15 protein-coding genes and 1 pseudogene are annotated in these 19,971 nt (G+C 69.3%); 5 read left to right on the top strand and 11 right to left on the bottom strand.

The genetic code is table 11. The annotated features are described in order from the left end of the window. Positions 1 to 108: pseudogene (locus tag NMK44_RS29810) on the top strand (IS5/IS1182 family transposase); the annotation flags it as partial. 15 nt (positions 109 to 123) lie between these two features. Here NMK44_RS29810 and NMK44_RS29805 read toward each other — a convergent pair. The 3 genes from NMK44_RS29805 to NMK44_RS29795 form a co-directional block, all read right to left on the bottom strand. Continuing rightward, entirely contained in the window at positions 124 to 789 is a 666-nt protein-coding gene (locus NMK44_RS29805; protein WP_254748870.1) for a class F sortase, read from the bottom strand. Next, entirely contained in the window at positions 786 to 1,607 is an 822-nt protein-coding gene (locus tag NMK44_RS29800) for a GVDTG sorting domain-containing protein (protein ID WP_254748860.1), read from the bottom strand. The genes NMK44_RS29805 and NMK44_RS29800 overlap by 4 nt, the downstream gene beginning before the upstream one ends. Positions 1,608 to 1,958: 351 nt before the next feature. Next, the gene (locus NMK44_RS29795) at positions 1,959 to 2,333 is read right to left on the bottom strand and encodes a RidA family protein (RefSeq protein ID WP_254748858.1); all 375 of its coding nucleotides are present in this window, start codon (positions 2,331 to 2,333) and stop codon (positions 1,959 to 1,961) included. Between the two features lie 101 nt (positions 2,334 to 2,434). Between NMK44_RS29795 and NMK44_RS29790 the strand changes: the two genes are divergently transcribed. Both NMK44_RS29790 and NMK44_RS29785 read left to right on the top strand, forming a co-directional pair. Beyond that, on the top strand, positions 2,435 to 2,818 hold the full coding sequence (locus NMK44_RS29790) for a winged helix-turn-helix transcriptional regulator (RefSeq protein ID WP_254748856.1): 384 nt from the start codon (positions 2,435 to 2,437) through the stop codon (positions 2,816 to 2,818). 629 nt (positions 2,819 to 3,447) lie between these two features. Then, entirely contained in the window at positions 3,448 to 4,776 is a 1,329-nt protein-coding gene (locus NMK44_RS29785; protein WP_254748854.1) for a S8 family peptidase, read from the top strand. An 831-nt stretch (positions 4,777 to 5,607) separates the two neighbouring features. On the opposite strand, the gene NMK44_RS29770 is transcribed toward NMK44_RS29785, so the two are convergent. Beyond that, positions 5,608 to 7,167, bottom strand: coding sequence for a S8 family serine peptidase (locus NMK44_RS29770; protein WP_254748852.1), 1,560 nt, complete (start codon positions 7,165 to 7,167; stop codon positions 5,608 to 5,610). Positions 7,168 to 7,553: 386 nt separating this feature from the next. On the opposite strand from NMK44_RS29770, the gene NMK44_RS42480 reads away from it, so the two are divergent. Continuing rightward, positions 7,554 to 8,354 carry a calcium-binding protein gene (locus NMK44_RS42480; protein ID WP_254748850.1) on the top strand — a complete coding sequence of 267 codons (801 nt, stop codon included), beginning with the start codon at positions 7,554 to 7,556 and terminating at the stop codon, positions 8,352 to 8,354. A 361-nt stretch (positions 8,355 to 8,715) separates the two neighbouring features. On the opposite strand, the gene NMK44_RS29760 is transcribed toward NMK44_RS42480, so the two are convergent. Then, positions 8,716 to 9,708, bottom strand: coding sequence for an alpha/beta fold hydrolase (locus NMK44_RS29760; RefSeq protein WP_254748848.1), 993 nt, complete (start codon positions 9,706 to 9,708; stop codon positions 8,716 to 8,718). A 345-nt stretch (positions 9,709 to 10,053) separates the two neighbouring features. Here NMK44_RS29760 and NMK44_RS29755 point away from each other — a divergent pair, with 345 nt between their 5' ends. Beyond that, positions 10,054 to 10,626 (top strand): GNAT family N-acetyltransferase, encoded by a 573-nt coding sequence (locus NMK44_RS29755; protein ID WP_254748846.1) that lies wholly within the window; start codon positions 10,054 to 10,056, stop codon positions 10,624 to 10,626. Positions 10,627 to 11,147: 521 nt separating this feature from the next. Here NMK44_RS29755 and NMK44_RS29745 read toward each other — a convergent pair. The 6 genes from NMK44_RS29745 to NMK44_RS29720 all read right to left on the bottom strand — a co-directional run bounded on the left by NMK44_RS29745 (position 11,148) and on the right by NMK44_RS29720 (position 19,841). Further along, positions 11,148 to 13,382, bottom strand: coding sequence for a glycoside hydrolase family 31 protein (locus NMK44_RS29745; RefSeq protein WP_308358612.1), 2,235 nt, complete (start codon positions 13,380 to 13,382; stop codon positions 11,148 to 11,150). 94 nt (positions 13,383 to 13,476) lie between these two features. Further along, on the bottom strand, positions 13,477 to 14,304 hold the full coding sequence (locus NMK44_RS29740) for a carbohydrate ABC transporter permease (protein WP_254748844.1): 828 nt from the start codon (positions 14,302 to 14,304) through the stop codon (positions 13,477 to 13,479). Next, positions 14,301 to 15,212, bottom strand: coding sequence for a carbohydrate ABC transporter permease (locus tag NMK44_RS29735; RefSeq protein ID WP_254748842.1), 912 nt, complete (start codon positions 15,210 to 15,212; stop codon positions 14,301 to 14,303). The genes NMK44_RS29740 and NMK44_RS29735 overlap by 4 nt, the downstream gene beginning before the upstream one ends. Next, complete coding sequence (locus tag NMK44_RS29730; protein WP_254748840.1) at positions 15,209 to 16,459, bottom strand: sugar ABC transporter substrate-binding protein; 1,251 nt, start codon at positions 16,457 to 16,459, stop codon at positions 15,209 to 15,211. The genes NMK44_RS29735 and NMK44_RS29730 overlap by 4 nt, the downstream gene beginning before the upstream one ends. Positions 16,460 to 16,500: 41 nt before the next feature. After that, a complete protein-coding gene (locus NMK44_RS29725; RefSeq protein ID WP_254748838.1) occupies positions 16,501 to 17,433 on the bottom strand; it encodes a LacI family DNA-binding transcriptional regulator in 933 nt (310 codons plus the stop codon). 2 nt (positions 17,434 to 17,435) lie between these two features. Next, positions 17,436 to 19,841 (bottom strand): ATP-binding SpoIIE family protein phosphatase, encoded by a 2,406-nt coding sequence (locus NMK44_RS29720; protein ID WP_254748836.1) that lies wholly within the window; start codon positions 19,839 to 19,841, stop codon positions 17,436 to 17,438. Positions 19,842 to 19,971: the final 130 nt, after the last annotated feature.

Genomic DNA, 19,971 nt, shown 5'->3' with positions numbered 1-19,971 from the left:
AACCGCCTCAAACAGTGGCGCGGCCTGGCCACACGAACCGACAAGCTCGCGATCGCCTACCAGGCCGCACTCCACCTCGCGGGCATCCTCATCTGGACCCGCCGCTGACCAAAGAGACAGAACCTAGGCGCCGGCGGTCATGCGGGCGAACACCACCACGTTGTCGGGGTAGTAGTGCTTGCGCGCGTCGTAGTCCCCGCCGCAGGTGATCAACCGGAGGCCCGCGTGATCGAGGTTCTTGTACACCTCGAGCGTGGGGAACTTGTTCTTCGGGAACGTGGCGACCCGGTCCACCGTGAACTTCGCCGTCTTCCCGTCCTGCCGGGTGACCTCGATGGCGTCACCGGCTTTCATGGTCGACAGCCGCTGGAAGACCGACGGCTTCCCGTTCCAGGAGACATGGCCGGCGATCACGGCGGGCCCCTTGGAGCCCGGTGCCGGGCCTGGCTGGTACCAGCCCGCCTTGTCGGGATCGCGCGGGGTCTCCATGGTGCCGTTCGTCTGCTGACCCAGTGTCTCCAGCGGGGAGGACACCTGGAGCGAGGGGATGGAGATGCGTTCGGGAGGTGACTTCGGCAGCCCCGCGGACCCGCCCCCGGCGTCGCCGTCGGCTGCGCCCTCGTGGGCGGAGGCCTCTCCCTGGCCCGTATCTCGCCCCGACGAGGCGGAATCCTTCTCCGCACATCCGGCCAGGAGTGCGGTGGCCGCCGCCGCGGCGATCACGGAAGCGATCACGCGACGGCCCGGCCGGCGCACGGTACCTGCGGTGTGCACGCCATGGCGGTTCACGCGGCACCTCCGCCGTTCCGCGTCCGCGTGGCGACGAGCGCGTTCCGCCGCCGCGCGATGGCCAGGGACCCGGCCGCTGCCAGGAGTACGCCCCCTCCGGCACCGACCATGAGGGCGCGCGGGGTCCCCGCGTCCTCGGCGGGTCCGCCGCCGGTCTCGACGCCGCCGACCGGGATGGATCCCACCGCGGCGCCCTCCACCATCCCGCAGTTGGTCGGAGCGGTGGCCTCCTGGGGTAGCTTCGGGTCGAGTTCGCTCTTGCCCGCGCCCTCCACGTCGTACTTGTCGTTGTCGTTGCGGTCGATGCCGTGCTGCACGATGTGCAGGTCCTTGATGTGGTCGACGACGTCCTGCGAGACGGTGAGCGTGCGCTTGTAGCTGACCTTGCCCTCCGCATCGGCCTTGGGCATCCGGTCGACGGCCAGACCGCTGTCCGCGCCGGTGTCCCCCGAGACGGTCAGCGAGATGTTGATGTCCCCGTAGTCGACCGTGGCCTCGGTGTTGTTGAGGATCCCGTCCCGGTTGGTGTCATCGTTCGCGTCCGGGCAGTGGAAGTCGTGCCCCTCGGTGGAGCCGTGCAGATGCTGGGCCGAGGGCTGACCCGGCACCATCCCCTCGGACTTGATCCACACGGTCAGCTCCTTGCCCCGGAGGCTGAGCATGGCCGTGCCCTTGGAACCGGAGTCGTTCAGCTGCTCCAGATTGATCTGGAATCCCTCGGGTTCCTCGGCGGACGCCGGGGACGAGACGCCCACGGCCAGTGCCAGGACCGCGGGCACAGCGGTGAGCGCCAGCCGGCGTCCGGTACGCGTGATCATCACGTTCGTTCCTCTCCGTGGCCCCGTGTCGGGCGGGGGCCGCATGGTGTCCCGTACGGGACACCCCGGTACGGGACGTCCATCGGGGGCTATTCGGAGCCGGAAGGACGATGGATTGGTCGAGAGTTGTAGATGAGTGACGGTGGTGTACGACACTTACCTTGCGGGCTCCGCGAGTGGGCCCCGGACGGCTTCCCAGCCACCTGGCCAAGCGCCTTCGCGGCCGCACCCGCTTCTGCTTCCGGAACGCTTGACCGTGCCGCGGCTGGCGCAATCCGACCGTTGCTGAGCGGGGTGGACACCTCGGCAGCGCCGAGACCTGTCCTCCGCATGGCGCCTGCCGTGAATTGCTCAGTGTGAACCCCGAGGTCGCCGGAACCGTTGCCGACATGTCGGCAACGGAGGTGGGCCGACCGGGCGATGGTCGCCGAAGTACGCCAGGTTGCCGTCCGCGGTCGCCGCCGCGTTGTGCCGCAGATCAACTACGTACAGAGTCTGCGAGATGACCTGTTTGCGGGTGACCGTGTAGTGATCCAGGATCTTGTCCATGTTGGCGTAGGTCTGCTTGAGCTGTGCGGTGAAGTCGTGGGCGTAGACGAACGTGCCCGCCTCGTCGAGCGAGAGCTGACCGGAGACGTGGATCAGCTCTCCGGACTTGATCGCCTGCGAGTAGCCGAAGTCGCTCTCGGCTGGCACGTTGTAATGGAAGGCATCGATGGCTGCCATGGTGCTCACCCTTCCCAGCTGCTCTCTTGTGGTTACTCGGGAACTGTAGGAGAGTGATGGCTGACCTGGAAGAACGCACTTTTCGGTGACTGAGGTACCTGATGGTGACCAAGCATCTGCTCACGGGCCTGCCCGAGGACGCTGACCTGAGGCGCGCGGACTCCCTGGCGCGGGAGATCTTCTCGGATGTCGCCAACAAGTGGGCATTCCTGATCATCGAGGCGCTCGGCGAGGGCACTCTGCGCTTCAGTGAGCTCCGCAAGGAGGTCGCGGGAATCAGCCACAAGATGCTCACCCAGAATCTGCGTATGCTCGAGCGCAACGGCCTGATCGACCGGAAGGTGCACCCCACCGTGCCGCCGCGGGTCGAGTACACGCTCACCGAGCCCGGCCGGGCCCTGCGCGCCACGGTCGATGCCATCTGCGGCTGGACCCACCAGTACCTCGGCCACATCGAGGACGCACGGCGCCACTTCGACACCTGACAGACGAGCAGCGTCACGCCCAGGTTGTGTGCCTCCGGTGTCGCTCTCAGGTGGGCAGCTGCCGGTGGTCTGAGCCAGGCCTGACCTCTGGCTCGGATACCGGGCTGTGTGGGTTCCTGTGGATCGACATCCAAGCCGTCGCCCTCGCTCGGCGGCACATGTATCGGTAAGCCCGATCACCGCGGTCCTTCCTCAACTGGTCCCGCTGGCGCGCACGGCGACGAGATGCACGAGGAGCGGTACGGGGTTCGGCCGACGAGTGGCACGGGGCCCGAACGCCATGCTGCCCGTGGCCCAGCCGGACGTGCGCGACATGCCCCTGCTGAGACCAGCCCGGACAGGCTGATCTGCTCCAGGTGCTGTGGTGCCCCCTCGAACGCCCGCCGGGGCACAAGCCGGCGCCCGTGCTGTTCTGGCGACCCGCGGCGGCGTCGGCGCATGCCGAGCATGGCCGCGGGCGTTGTCATGCGTGCTGGTCGCTGGTCGCTGGTTGCGCAGGGGGACCGGGCCACCCGGGCAGGGGTGGTGACGGTTCTGTCGGTTTCCCGGTGTGCCGGGAAACCGCCGGGTCTCTTCACGTTTCCATCACATAATCTCGGCGGCGTCTTCAAATCTCCCCCGGAGGAAACATGAAGCGAGCAGGTATACTCATCGGCTTGTCGGTGGCGGCGGTGGGTGCCACGGTCGTCCCGAGCATGGGTTCGACGATGACATCCCATCAGTCCACCAGTCAGGCCGCGGCAGCCGACTACATCGTGGTACTCAAGGACACGGCGAAGGCATCCCCCACCTCGGTTGCCAAGGACATCAGCGGCGTCGACGTCGGCTCCGTGTTCCGCGCCGGGCTGAAGGGCTTCTCCGCGAAGCTGACCCCCGAGGCCCTCGCCGCGCTCCGCGACAGCCCGCTGGTCGACTACATCGAGCGCGACAGCGTCAGCCGTCAGACGCCGGTACCGGGCGGCAAGGTCAAAAGCGCAGCCGGGCAGCAACTCCCCACCGGCGTCAAGCGCATCAGGGCCACCGAGAACAAGAACCTGAAGATCGGCGACGGTGTCGAGCAGAAGGTCGACGTGGACGTCGCCGTTCTGGACACCGGCATCGACCGGAACCACCCCGACCTCAACGTCGTCAAGACCGTCGACTGTGGCAAGAGCGGCAAGTGCGTAGAGGGCCCCGCCGAGGACAAGGACGGTCACGGCACCAACGTCGCGGGCATCATCGGCGGCCGGGACAACAAGACCGGCTTTGTGGGCGTTGCACCGGGCGCCCGGCTGTGGGGCCTGAAGATCCTCAAGGACGACGGCTCCGGAAGCTCCTCCGACCTCATCGCGGCTCTGGACTGGGTGACCGCCCGCGCCGACAAGATCGAGGTCGCCAACATCAGCGCCGGCTACCACAATGACCGCGCGGTCAAGGACGCCGTCGAGCGCGCCGTCGCCAAGGGCATTGTCGTGGTGGTCTCCGCGGGCAACGAGCGCAAGGACGTCAAGAACGCCTACTACGGCACCCCGGCGGACGTCCCCGACGCCATCACGGTGTCCGCGATCAGCGACGGTGACGGAAAGCCCGGTGGCAAGGGCTCGTTCGGCTGGTGCAACCAGAAGAACAGGAACAAGGACGACAGCCTCTGGATCAACTACAGCGGTGGTAACGACAAGGGCAGCGACTTCGGGCGCGGTGTGGACATCGCAGCCCCCGGTGACTGCATCCAGTCCACCGGCACCGGAGGCGGCACCTCCAACTACAGCGGCACCTCACAGGCCTCGCCCCACGTGGCCGGTGCCGCCGCCTGGCTGGCCATCGCCCACAACCCGAAGAACCGCACGGATGTGATGGCCATCCGCGACAAGCTCGTCAAGGCCGGAAACCGCGACTGGAGCGACAACTCCAACGACGGGATCAAGGAACCCCTGCTCGACCTGCACGACTCCAAGGTCTTCACCGGCGGCACCCGCTAGCGCCCGCGCCGCATCCGCACCACCGGCGGGCGCTCGAAGCGCCCGTCGGCTCTCCCCCCACGGCAGCTGATGGCAGGCGCCACTGCTGCGCAACGCGCTCCGGCCCAGACGGTCGCCCACCGACCGCCTGGGCCGGAGTGTGAAGGCCGAGGCGACACCTACCGGCCCCATGTCGCTGCCCGCCGCCCGCGTGGCGTGGTGTCCGTGGCTCGTGCCGCGCTCGAAGCCATCCAGCGGGCGGCCGAAACAGACGACCCTGCAAAGCCTTCTCGACATCCCCGCACCGGAGGTTGTCGTCCTGAGCGACGGCGGTGGCATCACTGGTATCTACTGCCTGCGCAACCCCGAAAGGCTGACGCGCCTGGAGCGGGAGACCGTGAGCGCCGCCCAAGCTGGTACGTGGCCCAGCCGCCCGGCCCCTTGCCCTGGCGCACCGTGTCGATGGTCCGGGCGAGGGCCTCCGAGGTCGGGTCGTCGGCGGTGTGCGCGTCCCGGCGGCGCGTACGGGCGAAGGCCCGCGCCGCGGGGCGGTGCCGGATGCGCGGCTCGGTGAGGCGGCATCGGGATGCGCACTGTTGCGCAGCGTCTCGATGAGCTCGGGGTCCGACAGGTCGTGCAGCGGCAGGTGGATGGGAGTCGGCAGACACGCGTGGTCAGTGTCTTGCGGCTGGATGTGTTCCCCGGCTTCGCCGTCGCACTGCCAGAAGGTCGGAGAAGGGTCTGGCTGTGCGGTCGTGAACAGGCGGGCCATCCGACGGAAAGGGGGGTGGCCTGCCCGGCGATTGAGGATGCGCCGGGCAGGCTGGTTCAAGGGGTCTGGGAGTCAGGGGGTCAGGGGGCGTAGCACGTGACGCTGTAGGTCTTGGTGCACTCGACCGCTGCGTGGCCCTTGATGACGCGCCCGTTCTTCTCCCGCACCGTCAGAGTGGTGATGTACTTCGCTTCCTTGTCCGGGTAGCTGTGGGTGGCCTTCAGCCCGCTGGCACGCTTGCCGTCGCCGAAGTCCCATGTGTAGGAGACCCCGTCCGGGTCGGCGCCTGTGGCGTCGTAGGAGCATGTCGTCGAGGTGTATTCACAGGCGGTGTCGAAGCTGACCGTGGCCATTGGGCCGAGACCGCGGCCAGTGAACACCGCGGTGTCTCCGAGGTCGAGCAACGGTTCCTTCACCCCGTCCTCGGAGGTGTCCGTCCAGTCGCTGTTGCCGGCCTCGCGCAGCTTTTCGCGGATGGCGAGGACGTCGGCACGGTTCTTCGGCTTGTGGGCGGCGGCCAGCCACGCGGCGGCACCCGCCACATGGGGAGCGGCCTGGGAGGTGCCGCTGTAGTTGGAGTAGCCGCCGTCCTTGGACGTGGACTGGATGCAGTCACCGGGGGCTGCGATGTCCACTCCGTGTCCGAAGTTGCTGCCCTCGCCCGGCTTGCTGTAGTTGATCCAGAGGCTGTCGTCGGTGTTCTTGTTCTCCTTGTTGCACCACCCGTAGGTGCCCTTGCTGCCCGGTTTGCCGTCGGCGTCGCTGAGGGCGGACACGGTGATGGCGTCGGGTATGTTCGCCGGGGACTGGTTCTTGACGTCCCTCTTGTCGTTGCCCGCTGAGACCACTACCACGACACCCTTGGCGATGGCGCGGTTGACGGCGTCGGTGATGGCACGGGTGTCACCGTCGTAGCCGGCGCTGATGTTGGCCACTTCGATCTCATCGGCGTGAGCTGTCACCCAGTCGAGTCCGGCAACCAGCTCGGCGTTGCTGCCGGTGCCCTCCTTGTCCAGTGTCTTGACGGACCACAAGCGGGCGCCGGGTGCGACACCGGCGTAGCCGGTCTTGTTGTCCAGCTCCCCGGCGATTCCGGCGACGTTGCTCCCGTGCCCGTTGTCGTCTGTCCCGGCGTCGTCGACGCACTTGGGGACTCCGCTGCAATTCACCCGGTGGACCACATTCAGATCGGGGTGGTGCTGGTCGATGCCGGTGTCGAGGACGGCGACGTCCGCGTCGACACGCTGGTCGACTCCGTCTCCGATTTTCAGCCGGGTGTTCTTCGTGGCCATGACGCGCTGTACGCCTTTGCCGAGGTACTGCCCATCAGCCCGGCCCCGGCCGTCACGCTCGACATAGGCGACCATGGGGTTCTTACGGAGTGCGGTCGCTGTTGTCGTGGTGAGTTTTGCCGAGAAGCCGTGGAGCGCGGAGCGGTAGACGGAGTGGAGCTCGATTCCGTCGACGCTGTTCGCGACCGCTGTGGGGCTGTCCGCGGAGTCCTTGAGTACCACGATGTATTCGCCGGTGGCCTGGGACGCTAGCCGATGCGTGTCCTGCTGTGTCGCGCCCATACTGGGTGCCACGCCGATGCCTATCGCCACCGCGACAAGGGCGGCGATCATGCTTGGCCGTCTCACACTTCCTCCATGTGGGGGGATTGAAGGTTGTGCTGAGGTTAAGCGCTGATTACATGAAGAGACCCGCCGGTTTACCGTCCTTGCGGGAAGCCGACAGAGGCAGAAGGGCGGGCCCGATGCTGAGCTCCGGCCCTAGGCGCTCTGAAATGTGGGGAGTTGGCGGCTCCTGCGATGACCCGGCGGGCTCTGGACTCACCGGAACTCCCACCGCTGGTGGAACTCACATTCCGGCAACGCGCGGAGAATTCCTGGTGCCGTACAGCTGAACGCGAAATGGGAATTTGAAAAATTCAGCGAAGGGGGAATGGGCTGGCGCAACCTCGTGCGGATATTCCACGTCAAAGCGGGTGATCGGAAATCAGATCCACTCTCTGCGGAGGTTTTTCGTGTCCACCCTTGGCCCGGTTTCCCGCTCCGTCCGTCCGGTCGGCGTCGCCGCCTTACTGGCCGTCGTGGCCAGCACCGGACTCTTCGCCTGGAACGCCCAGGCCGCCACTTCACCCGCGTCGCCGGCCACTGCGACCGTCACTGACGGAGTGATGGCCTACACGGCGGCCGACGGCCAGACCAACAAGCTCACCATCAAGCGGGTCAGCGAGACCGACACCACGCTGACCTTCGGCGTCGACGACGTTGTCGAGATCACCGTCGGCGCCGGCTGCGCCCATCCCACCGCCCGTGACATGACCTATGTGACCTGCACCGTCCCCGTCCCCGATCCGGACCACCCGGGCGACCAGGGCAACGTCGATCTCGGCGACGGCAATGACAGCGTCAAGACCTCCGGCGGCGATGTGAACGTCTACGGCGGGGCCGGGGACGACACCATCATCGGCGCTTCCGTCGCGGTGGGCGGCGAAGGCGGCGACACCATCAGCCACGCCACGAACGCGAACGGCAACGCCGGCAACGACACCATCACCGACTCGTTCGCGGTGTGGGCCGGGGACGGCGACGACATCGTCATCGGCGATGACGTGGCCAATGAGATCTACGGCGGCCCCGGCGACGACGATCTCGACGGCGCTGGGAACGATGACTCGATCTATGGCGAAGAGGGTGACGACACCCTCAAGGGCGGATCGGGCAACGACTACCTCTTCGGTGGCCCCGGCCAGGACGACCTCGACGGCGGTCCCGGGGATGACGTCATCGATCAGGACGGATCCGTCCCTGAGGGGTTCTGAGGGGACCTCATCTGAGGGGACCTGAAAGGGGATTTCAAGGGACCTGGCCTCGCCGTTTCGCTTGGTGTGACACCAGGTGCTGGCCGAGAACGCGGAAGTGCCTTCTGAGCTGGGACGACAGACCTTGTCGAGAGGTTCTTCCGGTCCTGGTGGAAGGCACTTTCCGCGTGCAGGGTATCGGTGGCGCACTGCGTTCTGATGACATCCCAACCGCCGGGCGAAAGGGGAGGCGAGAGATCGCGGTCAACCGGCGGGCGGCCTGGACTGGCTCGCCTCCGCTCGGGTGGACGGCAGGGTCATGCGGGCTGGGTCGTAGCGGCGCGTCGGCTTGCGGCGGGAGCCGAATGAACCCATCACCAGGTCATCTATTCCAGTGGAGGGTGGCGAGCCAGTCGGTGAGCAGGTGATTGACCTCGTCGGGGCGTTCCTGCTGGATCCAGTGGCCGCAGCCGTCCAGGAGGTGGGAGGCGGACAGGGCGGGGAGGGTGGCGGGGAAGGCATCGATGGCGTCGGCCATCCAGGTGGTGGAGGCATCCAGGGCGCCGCCGATGAAAAGGGCGGGCTGCTTGATCGGGGCTCCGCGGTGCGGGGCGAGGTCTTCCCAGTCGCGGTCCATGTTGCGGTAGCGGTTGAGGGCGCCGGTCAGGCCGGTGCGCTCGAACTCCCCGGCGTAGACATCGAGGTCGTCCTCGCTCAGCCAGCCGGGGAGGACACCTGCGGGGAAGCGGTCACGCAGGCGGCCGCCGCGGGCGACGAAGTGCGGGTCGGGCTCGTCCTGGGCGGGCATGGTGTCCGCGGAAAGCGCTGCGTAGAAGCCGACGAGCCAGCCACGGATGTCGGGCTCGATCTCCGCCTCGGCGCGGCCGGGCTTTTGGAAGTAGGAGACGTAGAACTCCTGCTCGGGACCGCCGATCCGGCCGAAGACGTCGGTGGGGCGAGGGCCGCCGGGCGGTGCGTAGGGGACGCTCAGCAGGCCGACCGCGTGGAAGACCTCGGGGTGGAGCAGGGCGGAAGCGGCCGCGATGTTGGAGCCCCAGTCGTGACCGACGACCACCGCGCTCTGTTCGCCGAGGGCGCGTACGACGGCGACGTTGTCCTCCACCAGGTCGAGCATGCGGTAGGCGTCGGTCGCCTCCGGCCTGGAGGAGCGGCCGTAGCCGCGCACGTCGATCGCCACTGCCCGGTAGCCGGCCGCGGCGAGGGCCGGGAGCTGGCGGCGCCAGGAGTACCAGGACTCGGGGAAGCCGTGCACGAGCAGGACCAGCGGGCCGGTGCCTTGCTCGACCAGATGCAGGCGCCCGGCCGGGGCCTTGATGGTGTGGTGGCGGAGTTCGGCGGACGGCTCGGGCTGCATGGGCTTGTCCTCGGTTCGCGGGCGGACGCGGCTATCCGTCGATCATGCGGCGTGGTAGCCGCGCGGCGCGATCAGCGTTGCCATTCCGGCAAGTTCACAGGGCGGGACGGTGGAGCGGGGACGGTGCCAGTCGACGTCGGGGACGGCACGCTGGTGGCGATCGGGCCCCGTCCGCGGGCCGCGCACGAGCAGCGCGGCGCACGCTCTGGGGGACGAAGTCCTCAGGCGGATAGCGTGAGGAGACGGGGTCCTTCGGTTTGCCTCCCTGACAGGCGTGAGTGGTAGGGCCCGCTCGCGTGCGTTGGGCCAACCCGTTCGTCTAATTCGGTCGAGGGAGAGGGCTGAGTGCGCGAGACTCCGACGGTGCGTGAACACGTGGAGGCATCAAGGGGTTTGTGGCTGCGCCGATGGTCGGCCGAGGATGTGCACGCGGTCTTGACGGCTTTCGCGGATCCTTTGATGCGTGGACAGGCCACGGAGCCCGTGACGTCGGTAGAAGCCGCAGTGCGTTGGGTCGCCGGCCAGAACCAACGGTGGTGTGCGGGGTCAGCCTTCGCGTTCGCTGTCGTCGACGGGCAGGACACCGTGTTGGGCAATGTGGCCGTGGGCGCGATCGACCGACGCCACGGAACCGGGTGGGTGTCCTACTGGATCACCCGAGCTGCCAGGGGCGACGGTGTCGCCTCCCGGGCTTGCCGGTCCTTGGCCCGATGGGCCTTCGACGATGCCGGGCTCTTCCGCCTGGAACTCGGCCATCGGGTCAACAACCCGGCCTCCTGCGGTGTGGCCAGGGCGGCCGGCTTTGCGGTGGAGGGCTTGCAGCGGCAGAAACTGGAGTACGACGGTGTGCGTTTCGACGTCGAGATTCACGCCCGCCTGGCCACCGACGCAGATCCCGACCGGATCACGAACGTCTGAGTTGCTGGTCACCGCTCGGGTTTGCTCTCCGCCGCGGTGGTGACCTGGCAGCGGTAGGACTCGGTGAAGATATGGAACAGCGGTCGAGGAGATCGTCGACAAGCTGGCGAAGTACGCGCCGCTCCCCTGCCGACGAAAGACAACAGACACCGATGGCACGCCGCGGGGCCCAACAGCGAAAGGCCGAGCGGGAGGCGCGCCGTTCCGTGTGCACCAGCTGCGGCACCCGGTTCACCGACGAGCGGTGGAATGCCATCGAGCCCGACGAGTGGGGTGGTGCGGAGCTGGTCGCGCGCCCGCCGCCTGGCTCAGAGGCTGTCGGGTGGCCGGTTGATGACGCGGCGAGCAGGCCGTCGATGGTGCCGGATTGGGCTGTCTTGCCGTGGGATTCGTGCCTCAGCCGTCAACGTGACGACACACCCACGGGAACCCCACCCCGCATGGCGAAAGGGGACCGCCGTAGCCATTGCCGTGCCGCGGGACGCGATGATGGCGTGCCGGAGAAGTACGCGGAGGAGGCTTCACAGGTCGAGGCGGTCGGTGGATGTCACGGCTGTGGGGACACCGTTCAGGTCGGCGGTCGGGGGCGGGCCGGGGTGGCCGAGGACGGCGATGCGGAGGCGGGGGACGGTGGTGGTGAGGGTGAGGTGGCCGTCGGTGAGGCGGGCGGTGAGGGGAACGTGGGTGGCGTCGGTGTCGTGGAAGGTGGCGTGTGCGGTGTCCACGGGGCGTACCCAGGTGGCGGTGATGTCCTCGAAGGAGGTGGCGCCGGCCCGGTCGGCGGGGGTGGTGGTGAGCAACAGGCTGCCGGCCCGCAGCCACAGCGGGCAGGTGGACAGGGGCAGTTCGACCCGGTGCCAGGCGGGCCCGGTACGGGGTGTGCCGCCGTCGTACGGCAGCCACTCGCCGGGCGGGAACCAGACCTGGCGCCGCCCGCCCGGCGCGTACAGCGGGGCGACCAGCAGGTCGGGGCCGAGCAGGTACTGCAGGTCGGCGGTGTGGGCGTCGGGGCGGTCCGGGTGGTCGAAGGGCATCGGGCGGGCGAGAGGTGCGCCGGTGCGGGCGGCGTCCGCGGCGGCGGCGTAGACATACGGGAGCAGGCTCATACGCAGTCGGGCCGCGTGCAGGACGGCCGCGTACGCGCTCTCGCCGAACTCCCAGGGCAGCCGGGAGGTGATCCCGTGGAACCGGCTGAGGGGTGAGAGCAGTCCGAACTGCGCCCAGCGGACGAAGAGTTCGGGAGTCGGGGTGCCGTGGAAGCCGCCGATGTCGTGGCTCCAGAACGGGTGGCCGGAAAACGACAAGGACAGCCCGGCGCGCAGGGTGGCGGCGAGGTCCGGCCAGTCGGAGTCGGGGTCGCCGGTCCATTTGACGCCGTGCCGTTGGCCGCCGGTCCACGATGAGCGACCCCAGGTCAGGCCGGAGCCGCCGGTGGCCGCGCGGGTGGCGTCCGTGACCAGGTCGTTGTAGAGCAGCGGGTAGAGGTTGTGCAGGCGGTCCCCGGTCATGCCGTTGTGGGCGACCGCGTCGGCGGGGATGGCTTCGCCGAAGTCGGTCTTGAGGACGGCGGTGCCGCTCGCCAGTGCCTCGCGCACCCGGCTGGTGAGCCAGGCGGCGGCCCCGGGATGGGTGAGGTCCAGGAGAGCGCACGGGGGGTGGTACTCGCCACCCCATACATCGGAGACACAGGTGTCGCCCGCGGCGGTGCGCAGGAACCAGCCGGCCCGCTCGACCTCGGCGTAGTACGGGCTGCCGGTTCCGATGTAGGGGTTCATCCACAGCGAGACCCTGAAGCCCTGCTGAGCCAGATCCTGGTGGAGCCGACCCGGTTCGGGGAAGGATCCGGTGTCCCACCGCATATCGGACCAGGAGCCGTGCGGCTGCCAGTACGTGTCGAGGTGCAGGACGTCGCAGGGGAAGCCGCGGTCGCGGATGTGCCGGGCCCGCTCGCGTACCGCGTCGGCGCTGTCCGGCTGGAATCCACCCGAGATCCACGGTCCGAAGGCCCACTTGGGCGGGCACAGGGCGGGGCCGGTCAGGTCGCGGTAGGCGGTCAGGCAGCGGCCGGGGTCGCCGGTGATCAGGTAGAAGTCGAGTACCTCGTCGGGGATGGTCACCGACCAGGTGGCGGTGCTGGTGTGCGCGAGGTCGAAGGCGGCGGCCGTGGTGGTGTCGAGGAGCAGGGCGTAGCCCCGGCTGGACAGCAGGTACGGGACGGCCGCGTAGGTGCGGGTGCCGGTGCAGCCCATGGCGTCCTGGATCCAACAGTCGATCCGCTGCCCGCGCAGGTCCAGGCCGGTGAAGCGTTCGCCGAGGCCGTAGAAGTGTTCGTCGGGGTCGGCGGTCCAGCTCGCGTGATGGGCGAGGCGGCCGTCGGCCAGTGGGGTGACGCCCAGGGGCAGCGCTGCGGGGGCGCTGCTGGATCCGGTGGCGTACGGCGCCTGGCGCAGCAGTACTTCGCCCTGGTCGTCGAGCAGGTCGAGGGCGAAGGGCGCGTACCGGATGCGCACCCCGAGGGCGGCGGTGCGCAGCACCAGCCCGTGTTCGGACCGTGTCACATCGCACCGTACGCGGGTCCGGTCCGGTTCGTGTACGAGGGCCGTCCGCGGGGCGGTCGGCGTGTCCGCCATCCGCAGGGTGACCCGGATCCGGTTTCCGTCCCCGATCCGTACCCGCAGCTCGCCGGTGCGGCCGGTGGCGGTCCATACGGTCAGTGTCGCCCCGTTCGCGTGGATCCGCGTGACGGAGCCGGTCACGAGCGGGTCGGTCGCGCCCGGGTACGCCGGGGTCAGGGGCGGTGGCGGGGCAATGAAGGGGAAGTGGTCGCGAGGATGAAGGGAGGGAGTCATGTCACCCCTTGACGCTTCCCGCGGTGAGCCCGCCGACGATGAAGCGGTGGAGGATCGCGAAGACGCAGACCACGGGCACACTGATGAGGGTGGCGGTGGCCATGAGCGGCCCCCATGCGGTGCGGACCGGGCCCGCGAAGCTGTTGAGGACCACGGTTGCCGGCTGTACCTCGGGCGTCTGGCCCAGCGTAAGGCCGAAGACGAACTCGCCCCAGGCGAGCAGGAAGGACATCCCGGCGACCGCGATCAGACCGGGGGCCATCAGCGGCAGCACCACGTACCCCAGCACGCCGGGCAGTCCGCAGCCGTCGACCAGAGCGGCCTCCTCCAGCTCGGCGGGGATGCTCTGCACCAGCGGGCGCAGGACGACCACCGCGAACGGCAGCGTGAGGGTGGTGTCCGCGGCGATGAGCCCGGTGTAGGTGTTCTGCAGCCCGGTCTTGCGTTCCAGGATGAACAGGGGTGCCGCCAGAACGATGGCGGGCAGCAGCTGGGCGATGAGCAGTGCCAGCACCATGGCGCCGGAGCCGCGCATCGGGATGCGGGCCAGGGCGTAGCTGAGCGGGACGGCCAGCAGCAGGGTGAGAGCGACGACCCCGCCGGAGATCACCAGGCTGTTGAGCAGGGCCCGGGGGAGCGCCGGGTTGGCCAGGGCCGCCGAGTAGTTCTCGGTGGTGAACGGTGAGGGGATCCACTGCGGGGACACGGCCAGGATCCGGTCCGGCTTCTTGAAGCTGGTGGAGACCATCCATAGCACGGGCACCAGGAACACGGCAGTGACCACCGCGGCGGTGGCGGTGTGCAGCCACGGTTTCCGGATGGTGGTCATGCCGTCGCCCTCTCGTGCCGCAGCCTGCGTACGTACAGCGCGGCGGCGATCAGCGGCACGGTGAGGAGCAGCAGCGCTCCCGCGGCTCCCTGGCTGAACCGGAAGAACCGGAAGAAGACCTCGTAGACGTAGAGGGACAGAACGGTCGTGGCGTCCACGGGCCCTCCGCCGGTCATCACGAAGATGAGGTCGAAGACCTTGAAGGTGGTGATCAGGCCGAGCAGTAGCACCGCCGCCGACACCGGCCGCATCAGTGGCAGTGTGATGCGGCGGAAGCGCTGCCAGGCGCCCGCGCCGTCGAGGGCGGCCGCCTCGTACAGCTCCGGGTCGATGCCGTGCAGTCCGACCAGGAGCAGGAGCATGTTGAAGGGGACGCCGACCCAGATGTTGGCGGCGATGACGCAGGCCAGCGCGGTGGACGGGTCGGTGAGCCAGTCGTGGGTCAGCACACCCAGGCCGGTGGAGCGGAGCAGGGCGTTGTAGGCGCCGGAGTCCCCGTCGAGCATCCAGCGGAAGAGGGTGCCGCTGACGATCGGGGGCAGCAGCCAGGCCATCAGCAGCAGTGACCGGAGCAGGCCGTTGAACGGGAACGGCCGGATGAACAGCAGGGCCAGGGCGAAGCCGATGGTGAACTGGCAGACCAGCGAGCCCACGGTGAAGAGCGCCGACACCCGGACGGCGCGCCAGAAGGCGGGGTCGGTGAGCACGGAACGGTAGTTGGCGAGCCCGTTGAAGGGCTCGGGGCCGCCGAGTCGGCTGCTCAGGCTGACGGCGTGGACGGATGTCCACACGTTGTACAGCAGGGGGTAGGCCAGCAGGAGTGCGAGGAAGACCAGCCCGGGCAGGGAGAACAGGTAGCCGGTCCGGTGGCGGCGGACGGCGAGCGGGGTAGTACGTCGACGGCTCATCCCAGCGCCTTGTCGATCTTCACCGCGGCGGTCGACGCGGCCGTGGACGGGGCGACCGAGCCGGTGAGAACTGCCTGTTCGGCCTCGGCGACGGCCTGGGAGATATCGGCGTAGTGCGGCCCGTACCGGCGCGGGCGGGCGATGGCGAGCTGCTTGAGGAACAGTTTCCGGACGGGGTCGGATGTCCAGGCGCCGGCGCGGGCCAGGTCTCTTCGGGCCGGCAGTTCACCGAGGGACTCCAGGTACGGCACCAGGACCGAGGGGCGTTGGGTGTATTCCAGCACCTGCCACGCCTTGTCCAGGTGATCGCTGGTCGCCATGACCACCCAGTTCTCGCCGCCCAGGCACGTGGCGGAGGTCTTGTCGGCGGGAAGGGCGACGACGTTCCAGTCGAAGGGGGCCTTGCGCAGGACGGGGATCTGCCACGGCCCGTTGATCTGCATGGCGGCCCGCCTGCTCAGGAAGCGTGCGTTGACGTCCTCCTGCGTCCAGCCCAGGCACGCGCGCGACAGCGAGCCCCGGTCGATGAGCTTCTTCAGGAAGGCCAGCGGAGTGCGGCCGGAGGTGGCAAAGGTGTCCAGGTCGCCGCCGCTCTGCCACAGGAACGGCAGGAACTGGAAGACGCCCTCCTCGGTCCGGATCGCGCTCATCGCCAGGCCGAACCGGTTGCGGGTCGTCAGCCGGTGGGCGGTAGCAGCGAGTTGGTCCCAGTCGGTCGGAGGGGGCACCCCGGCGTCGTGCAGCATCGAGACGTTGTAGTAGAGCGCGAGGCAGTTGCTGTTGTTGGGGATGCCGAGGGTCTTCCCGCCGATCTGGCAGCTCGCCCAGGGCCCGGGGTAGTAGGCGTGTGCCTGGCCCCAGCGCCTGACCCGGCTGGTGAGGTCGGCCAGCAGCCCGTTTCCTCCCAGGGAGCTCATGGAGACGTTGTCGACGATGGCGATGTCGGGCAGGTCGCCGGAGATCGCGGCCAGGTTGAGGGTGTTGACGAGATCGGCGAAGGGGATGGCACGCCGCCGGATCCGTACCCCCGCCACATGGGCTTCGATCCCGGCGATCAAGTCGTTCAGTACCGGCTGGAAGTTCGCTGGGGTGAAGTAGTCCCATAACGTCAGCGTGACGGTGCGCGGCTTGCGTGCCTTCCCTGTGCCGCCCGTGTCGCACGAGGCCAGTGCCCCGCTCAGGCCCAGGGCCGCCGCGCCCGCGCCGGTGGTGCGCAGGATGCTGCGGCGGTCGGTGGTGTGCGTCATGCCTCGCTCCAGGTTTCGGCGGGGGCGGCAGGGGCGTGGGATCAGAACTCCAGCTCCTCCAGGTCGGGTTCGTCTCCGGGCAGCTGACGGCACGGACCGGTGCTGTCGCGCTGGGCGACCAGGGGTTTCAGCAGTACGTGCCGGGGCGGGGCGCCGGGCGAGATGAGCCGTTCCCGCAGCAGGTCCACGGCGACCCGGCTCATCTCCGCGACGGGTGTCTCGATGGCGGACAGCCGAAGGCTGATCTGCTCCACCCAGCGGCCGGCCGTCACGGCGACCACGGAGAAGTCCCGCGGTACGACCCGGCCGTGCCGCTTGAGCCCGAGGTACACCCCGCGCAGTGCGGCTTCGTTCATGGTGACCAGCGAGGTGGTCGCCGGGTCGTCCAGCAGGATCTTCTCCAGGACCGCCTCTCCGGAGGCGTCGTCGTCACCGCACAGGTACGCGTGCTCGGTCAGGCCGAGTGCCGCCATCGCCTTGGTGTAGCCCTCGAGGCTCAGGCGTGCCGGGCCGTATCCGCTGGCGAAGAGCCGCTCCGAGCGGTTGACGAAAGCGATCCTGCGGTGGCCCAGGTCGGCCAGGTGCTGCACGCAGTTGGCGGTCATGCCCACGAAGTCCAGATCGACCCAGCCGGTCACGTCCGCCGTGCTGTTGCGGCCGATGATGACGTAGGGGATACCCGCCTTGGCGAGGTGCTCTACGCGGTCGTCGTGCAGCCGGATCTCCATGACGATCAGGCCGTCCACTCGCCCGGGGCTGACCATCCGCCGGAACGACGGCTCGTTCGCGGTGACGCTGGGGGACAGCAGCATGTCGTAGTCGTAGCGAGCCGCCGCCTCGGCCACGCCGCCGATGAAGTCGTGCTGCTGTTCGGTGTAGGTGCCGTCCGGTTCCGCCGGTGGGTAGACCAGTCCCACGGTGTGGGCCCGGGCCGGATCCGGTCCGGTCTGTGTCCCGCCCGCGGTGCCTGGCATCGTCAGCCAACCGGGAGGGCCTGCTCGGCCCAGATCGTCTTGCCGGTCGGGGTCTGCCGGCTGCCCCAGCTCTGGGTGAGCTGGGCGACCATGTCCAGTCCGCGTCCGCCCTCGTCGTACACGCGGGCGCGGCGCAGGTGCGGGGCCGTGCTGCTGGCGTCGGAGACCTCGCAGATCAGGGTGCGGTCGCGGATCAGCCGCAGGCCGATGGGTACCGCTCCGTACCGGATGGCATTGGTCACCAGCTCGCTCACCACCAGCTCGGTGACGGGGGTGGCTTCTTCCAGCTTCCAGGCGGCGAGTTGGCGGCCGACCTGGGCGCGGGCATCGGCGACGATCGACGGGCTGGCCGGTACCGACCAGGTGGCCACCTGGTCGGCGTGCAGGGCACGGGTGCGGGCCAGCAACAGGGCCACGTCATCGCCGGGGGTCGGCGGAAGCAGGGCCCTGAGCATGGCATCGCAGCTGACCTCCAGAGAAGGCGCGGACTGGTCGGCCAGCGTTCGGCACAGCCGGTCCAGGCCAGCGCCGACATCGTGGTCGCGGCCCTCGATCAGGCCGTCGGTGTAGAAGGCCAGCAGGCTGCCTTCGGGCAGCTCCACTTCGGTGGCCTCGAACGGCAGGCCCCCGATGCCCAGCAGTGGTCCGGGGGAGAGCTGGACCACCTCGACCGTGCCGTCGGGCAGCAGTGCGACGGGTGGCGGGTGGCCGGCGCTCGCGATGGTGCAGATACGCGTGACCGGGTCGTAGATGGCGTACAGACAGGTGGCGCCGAGTTCCTCGGCGTCCGTGCCGGAGACGGCGCCCCGGTCGCCGGTGCCGTCGTCCGAGTCCAGGTGGCGGACCAGGTCGTCGAGGTGGGTGAGCAGTTCGTCCGGGGGCAGGTCGACGTCGGCGAGGGTGCGCACCGCCGTACGCAGCCGGCCCATGGTGGCCGAGGCGCGGATGCCGTGGCCGACCACGTCGCCGACGACCAGGGCGACCCGGGTGCCGGACAGCGGCACCACATCGAACCAGTCGCCGCCGGCGCCGGCGCGTGATCCGGCCGGCAGGTAGCGGAAGGCCGCCTGGACGGCTGCCTGGGCCGGGAGCCGCCGGGGGAGCAGGCTGCGCTGCATGGTCAGTGTGGCGGAGCGCTCCCGGATGTAACGGCGCGCGTTGTCCACGCCGACGGCGGCCCGGTCGGCGAACTCCCCGGCAAGGATCAGGTCGTCCTGCTCGAACGGTTCGGAGTCCTGGGTCTTGGCGAAGATGGCCACCCCGAGCGTGATTCCGCGGGCCCGCAGCGGGGCCGCCATGATCGAGTGGAATCCGTACTCCCGCACTCGGGCGCTGCGTGCCTCGTGGAGGGCCATCCAGCGCAGGAAGTCGGGGTCGTCCTTGCCGGTGAGCACCGGCCGCCCGGTGGCCAGGCAGCGGGCGGGCGGTGTGAAGGCGGGGTAGGTGTCGAGCTCGCCGAGGGGCACCGCCGCCTCGGGTGTGCCGCTGGTGGAGGACCGGTGTGCGACCCGGCGCAGCTTCACGTCGGCGCCGACCGGGCCGGGCACCGGCTCCTCTCCCTGGAGCACGGAGTCCAGCAGGTCCACGCTGGCGAAGTCGGCGAGCCGGGGCACGGCCGCGTCGGCCAGCTCCTGGGCGGTGCGGACCACCTTCAAGGCGGTGCCGATGCGGGTGCCCGCCTCGTTCAGCAGGGCCAGCCGCTGCCTGGCGCGGTGGTGTTGGCTGCTGTCGAACGTCGCGGTGCCGACACCGCACACCTGGCCGGAGACGGGATCCCGGACGGGCCACAGCTCGACGATCCTGGCCTGCTCACGGGAAACGGACCGCGCGGGGGTGTGGGTCTCGAACCGGGCCGGTTTCCCCTGCTCGGCCACCTGGTGGAGATGGCGCAGGAAGGGCTCGTCGGCGCCTTCACCGCCCGCGGCGGGGGCGGCCCCCGCCGCGGCGGTGTTCAGCCGCCACCTGCCCGAGGCGGTGTCGAACACGGACATGGCGATGGACGCCTGGGTGAACGCCTGGTCCATCATCGGGTGCTCATCCTGCGACTCGGGGGCGTACGGCACTGCGGTCAGTACGTATCCCTGAAGCGTGCCGTCACCCGCCAGCGATGGATATGCCCGCAACATGACGTCCACGCGGTGGCCGTCGCGGTGCCGTAGCGTGGCGGTGCCACTCCATTCGCTCGAGCCGGCCGGGGTGAACCCGGCCGCGTCGGACGCTCCGGTGGCGGCCACCAGCTCCACCGCGGCCCGTCCCACCACCTCCCGCGCCTGGTGGCCCAGCAGCCGTCCGGCCTCTTCGCTCCAGCCCGTCACGATGCCCTCGGGGCTGATGACGGCCGTGGCAGCACCGCGAGGACACCCGAGGTCACCCGGCGCCGGCTCCATGACCACCTCGTCGCTCGTCATCACCATTCCGTCTGCTTCATGCCTTATCTATCCAGTTTGTCAAATATCCTCCAAAATCAGCGTGCGCACGGCATGAGATCAAGACATGCGGACCGTGTGCGGTGCAAGAGCGGCCGTCCGGGTGAGCCAC

This window comes from Streptomyces cucumeris, assembly GCF_024295805.1.
GTDB classification, from domain to species: Bacteria; Actinomycetota; Actinomycetes; order Streptomycetales; family Streptomycetaceae; genus Streptomyces; species Streptomyces cucumeris.
Note: the sequence above shows the minus strand (reverse complement) of the source record. Positions and strands in the feature narration are given on the sequence as shown.

Coding starts and splice junctions, on each gene's coding strand:
- NMK44_RS29800 (WP_254748860.1), bottom strand. CDS start 1,607: ATGATCACGCGTACCGGACGCCGGCTGGCGCTCACCGCTGTGCCCGCG.
- NMK44_RS29760 (WP_254748848.1), bottom strand. CDS start 9,708: ATGCAGCCCGAGCCGTCCGCCGAACTCCGCCACCACACCATCAAGGCC.
- NMK44_RS29725 (WP_254748838.1), bottom strand. CDS start 17,433: ATGCCAGGCACCGCGGGCGGGACACAGACCGGACCGGATCCGGCCCGG.
- NMK44_RS29785 (WP_254748854.1), top strand. CDS start 3,448: ATGAAGCGAGCAGGTATACTCATCGGCTTGTCGGTGGCGGCGGTGGGT.
- NMK44_RS29720 (WP_254748836.1), bottom strand. CDS start 19,841: ATGACGAGCGACGAGGTGGTCATGGAGCCGGCGCCGGGTGACCTCGGG.
- NMK44_RS29795 (WP_254748858.1), bottom strand. CDS start 2,333: ATGGCAGCCATCGATGCCTTCCATTACAACGTGCCAGCCGAGAGCGAC.
- NMK44_RS29735 (WP_254748842.1), bottom strand. CDS start 15,212: ATGAGCCGTCGACGTACTACCCCGCTCGCCGTCCGCCGCCACCGGACC.
- NMK44_RS29740 (WP_254748844.1), bottom strand. CDS start 14,304: ATGACCACCATCCGGAAACCGTGGCTGCACACCGCCACCGCCGCGGTG.
- NMK44_RS29730 (WP_254748840.1), bottom strand. CDS start 16,459: ATGACGCACACCACCGACCGCCGCAGCATCCTGCGCACCACCGGCGCG.
- NMK44_RS29790 (WP_254748856.1), top strand. CDS start 2,435: ATGGTGACCAAGCATCTGCTCACGGGCCTGCCCGAGGACGCTGACCTG.